Source organism: Zoogloea sp. (assembly GCF_028693495.1).
GTDB lineage: Bacteria > Pseudomonadota > Gammaproteobacteria > Burkholderiales > Rhodocyclaceae > Zoogloea.
Map to the genome: position 1 here is coordinate 1 of NZ_JAQUVG010000161.1, position 4,295 is coordinate 4,295.

Genomic DNA, 4,295 nt, shown 5'->3' on the forward strand with positions numbered 1-4,295 from the left:
AGTCATCCTTCGAGGCATGGACCAAGTATTACCGTCAGGATGAAAACAGTCCGAACGCCATCGTCAGCTACTACACCAAGGGCGCCCTGGTCGCCCTGCTGCTTGACCTCCGATTGCGGGCGGAGAGCCAGGGGCGGTGCAGCCTGGACGACCTGATGCGGATGCTCTGGGTGCGCCACGGTCAGAGCGGGTGTGGCGTACCGGAGGACGGGATCTTCCGTCTCGCCGCAGAGATTGGAGGTGAGGGCGTCGGCGCCTGGCTGAAGGATCTGGTCGAGGGCACGGAGGAGCTCCCGCTTGAGGCTGCCCTGCGCCAGGCAGGGGTCGAGCTCCGCTGGGAGACGGCAGGCAGCAGCCCGGGGATCGGGGTTCGAACCGCACCCGACGGGGACGTGCTCAAACTGGCCAACGTTTTTGACGGAGGCTCCGCTCAGGTGGCGGGTCTCTCCGCTGGGGACGTGCTGGTGGCCCTTGATGGCTTGAAGCTTACCGCTGCCAACTTCGAGAAACTGCTGGCCCGGCGTCTGGTGGGGGACGTGGCGGAAATTCATGTTTTCCGCCGGGATGAACTGATGGCCTTTTCGGTGGCCTTGCAGGCGCCGCCGGCGGATGTGGCCAAACTGACTGCGCTGGATGACATAGCTCCGGCCATCCAGACCCTCAGGACGGGCTGGTTGGGGGCTTGAGTCCTTCAGCCCGGCCGCTTGCGCTGCTGCCGGGCTTTCCAGCGGCTGCGGGTTCGCCAGCGCCAGAGCAGATCGGTACTCAGGTAGGTCAGGAGGCCACCCAGACTGGCCATGACGGCCAGACCCACCAGCAGGGGTTTGCCCAGGGAGCGTATCCGCTCCCACAGGCCAGAGGTCCCCGAGGGGGGTGTCTCCTGGTCCTGTGCGTCCAGCGTTTGCGGAGATGCTCCGGTGATCCACCCCCCCAGCCGGTACGCCGCGTAGTAGACGGGACCAAAGGTGATGGGATTGGTCACCAGAGTGCTTGCGGCCGCCACGGGAAGGTTGGCCCGGAGCACGATGGCAGCGGCCGCCGTGACCGGAATCTGGGCCAGGGGGATCAGGAGACCGAAAAACACCCCCAGGGCGACACCCAAGGCAACCCCTTTGCGCGACCAGCGCCAGAGCTTGGGATGGCCCAGCCAGGGGGAAAGCCAGCCCAGCCAGCGGCTGGACAGCAGGGATTCCCGGGATGGGATGAAACGGCCGATGGTGTCGATCAGGTTCAATTGGCTGCGCTTACTCGGATTGGGCGGGGGAGGGGATGTCAGGCCGCGTCCGGTTCCCCTCGTCAGTTGTCTGCCTCCCCAGATAGTCGGCCGCCCGGACGCACTGTTCCAGACCACGGCGCAGCACGCTGGCCCGATGCAGCCAGGCGCTGGTGGCATCCACGGCGAGGGCGCCTCGGGCTCCTTCCGAGAGCAGGGCGGCTTTAAGCTGGTGGTAGGACTCCAGCAAGGTGGCCAGGGCGTGCTGGCGTACCTCCCCGGGCGGCAGGGGGTGTTCGGGGTCCACCAGGGCGAGGACTTGCTGGGCCAGATTGCGGAAATGAAGCTCCCTGTCCCGGGCTGACTCGGGCATGCCACCGGGCTGCAGGGATTCGGCCGCAGCCCGGGCCATCCCGGTCGCGGTTTCGTAGTAACGGGCGATGCGCAGCAGTTCAGGAAGTCTTCTGGCGCTTTCGATGGACATTTGCGCCCGGTACAGGTCGATGATGAAGCTGGCAATCGAGCGGTTCAGACTTCCCACAGCCTGGCTTGCCCTGGCCAGGCGCAGGCGATCCGGCTCTTCGGCGGAAAGGGCTTCGCCCAGGCTTCGACGGGCAATGCATCCCATCCGGCGGACCTCCTGCTCCAGGGCATCCAGAGCCAGGACGGGTACGGCCAGAACGGTCTTGTCGATGAAGCGGGGACGTGCGTCGTCTTCTTCCGCCGTGCGAAAGCGGGCTTCAAGAAAGCGCGTCAGCGGCCTGGAGAGGGGCCAGATCAGGATCACCCCCATCACGTTGAACACCGTATGAAAGAGGGCCAGTTCTGCTGCGGGGGAGGCAGGCAGACCGAGCCATGCCCTCAACAGGGTCAGGGCGTCCACCAGCCACGGCAGCAGGAGCAGGGCCACGCAGCCAGTCAGCAGATTGAACAGGATGTGGGCTGCGCCGGTGCGTTTGGCGTTGGAGGTCGCGCCGATGACCGCAACAATGGCCGTCACGGTCGTCCCCACGTTGGCACCGATCACGACGGCGGCGGCTCCGTACGGACCGATCATGCCGCCCTCGGCAGCGGTCAGTGCCACGGTCAGGGATGCACTGGAGCTCTGCATGATGACGGTGAGCAGAAAACCGATCAGGACCTGAATCAGCGTATCCAGGGGAGCGCTGCCCTCGGGCAGCTTGAAATCGGTGGACACGCCCGAAAAAACCTCTTTCAGCATGTCAATGCCAAGGAACAGCAGCCCGAAGCCGGCCAGTGCCGTACCCAGCGCACCGCGACGGCTGCTTTCTCCGGTCAGCCTCAGGAGGGCACCCAGTCCGATCAGGGGCAGGGCCAGGGCTTCGATCTTGAACTTGAGTCCGACCAGGGCCACCAGCCAACCGGTCATGGTGGTGCCCACATTGGCGCCAAAGATGACCCACAGAGCCTGGTACAGGCTGAGCAGTCCGGCATTGACGAAGCCAATGGTGGCCACGGTGACCGCCGTGGAGGATTGAACGAGGGCCGTCACCGCGATACCGGAACCCAGGCCCCACAGGGGAGTCCGGGTTGCTCCGCTGAGAATGCGCTCCAGGGCAGGGCCGGCAGCCTGCTTGAGGCCGTCGGTCATCAAGCCCATGCCCAGCAGGAAAAGCCCGATCCCGCCGCCAATCCCGCCCAGGAGTTGTGGGATATCCATGAGTAAGGCCTAAGGGTCGGGCCCCCTCAGGGCACCAGGAGGACGTTCGTTGGTGCGTGCTCCACCGCGTAGCGGGTCACGCTGCCAAACAGCGTCTCGTCCAGATGGCCACGTCCGTGACGTCCCATCACGAGGAGCTCCGGGCGGTGCTGACGGACACCCTCCACCAGGGCATATCCGGGAAAACCATTCAGCAGCAGCGGCTCGGTCTGCATCGGTGGAAGCGCGCACTCCCGGATGAATGCATCCACCACGCCCTGGGCGGTCGCTTGCGCCGTCTGCAGGATATGGCCGATCTCCTCCTCGCTGGTGCCGTCGAGGCGTAAGCGGTCGGGAGATTCGGTTCGATAGGCATGGGTCACCAGCAGCCGGGCCTGAGGAAACAGTTCGTGGGCTCTCTGGGCGGCGCGCCGAGCCCCCTCCGAGTCTTCCGTGGCGATCATCAACCGTGTCGGGTAAGCGGCGGAGCCATCCCGGGTCAGCAGCACGGGCGCATGCATCCTTTCCAGAACGTGGAGCGCCGTGGTGCCCAACAGGCTCGCCTGCCCCAGTCCGTGTGCGCCCAGCACCAGCAGACAGGCGCCCTGTTCCCGGGTGAATCGGGCGATTTCGGTGACCGCATCGCCTGTCCGGGTTTCAGGAAAGGTTTCAATCCCATAGTCGCGGGCCAGATCCAGGCTCTGGCGGGAGAGCTGGGTGCGGGCAGCCAGGGTGGGGCCGCCTTCCGAGGCCCAGAGGTCCGCACGATAAAGCTGGCGCACGCTTGCCCAGGCACCATCGTCAAACACGTGCAGCACCCCTAACCGGGCCTTCCATTCTCGTGCCAGGGTCGCGGCCAGCCGCAGGGCGGCGTGACTGTCCTGCGAAAAGTCATGAGCAGCAATGACGACGGGTGTTGCCGGCATGATCCCCTCCTGTGATCTTTCTTCAGGGATAGGGCACCAGGGGGGCCTTCAAGTTCCATCCCGCCCGGGATTTAACCGTTGCCCTACAGAAAACGGTCCGGGGTCAGGCGCAGACCAAAACTGAACCAGCGCTGGTCGTTGGAGCCATGCCAGGGCCCCCCCACTGTGGCGTCTGCCTGAATCCGCTCGGGCACGATGGCAAGCCGGATTCCTGCCTGCCAGAACGGCGTGTTGTGGCTGTCGCCGAAGGCTTCGGCAATGCCGGTGACGCGGCTTGACAGCAGGAATTCACCCCCCACCCCCCAGGTGGCCCGCAGTTCGCCGCTGGCCTTGTCCTTCAGCCATCCCAGGTTGGAGTGGATCACCACCCGGTCATTGGCCAGGGACAGGGACGCGGGAAGGTACAGGAAGGTATTGCCCAGCAGATTGGGCCCCGGATTGATGTCTGGATGGCGCACCGTGCCGGCAGCCAGGCCCCAGCCCCAGGAATTGGTTT

Annotated in this window: 4 protein-coding genes and 1 pseudogene; 1 reads left to right on the forward strand and 4 read right to left on the reverse strand. The window is 65.5% G+C overall.

What is annotated here, in order from left to right:
• Positions 1-686: PDZ domain-containing protein (locus PHD22_RS16510; RefSeq protein ID WP_299869422.1), on the forward strand; the 686-nt coding region annotated here is incomplete at its 5' end.
• 5 nt (positions 687-691) lie between these two features.
• On the opposite strand, the gene PHD22_RS16515 is transcribed toward PHD22_RS16510, so the two are convergent.
• From PHD22_RS16515 to PHD22_RS16530, 4 genes and pseudogenes are all read right to left on the reverse strand, one after another.
• Positions 692-1,234 carry a DUF2062 domain-containing protein gene (locus PHD22_RS16515; RefSeq protein WP_299869425.1) on the reverse strand — a complete coding sequence of 181 codons (543 nt, stop codon included), beginning with the start codon at positions 1,232-1,234 and terminating at the stop codon, positions 692-694.
• Positions 1,235-1,244: 10 nt separating this feature from the next.
• Positions 1,245-2,894, reverse strand: coding sequence for a Na/Pi cotransporter family protein (locus tag PHD22_RS16520; RefSeq protein WP_299869428.1), 1,650 nt, complete (start codon positions 2,892-2,894; stop codon positions 1,245-1,247).
• 26 nt (positions 2,895-2,920) lie between these two features.
• Positions 2,921-3,799, reverse strand: a complete 879-nt coding sequence (locus tag PHD22_RS16525) for a universal stress protein (RefSeq protein WP_299869431.1) — start codon at positions 3,797-3,799, stop codon at positions 2,921-2,923.
• An 83-nt stretch (positions 3,800-3,882) separates the two neighbouring features.
• Positions 3,883-4,295: pseudogene (locus tag PHD22_RS16530) on the reverse strand (hypothetical protein); the annotation flags it as partial.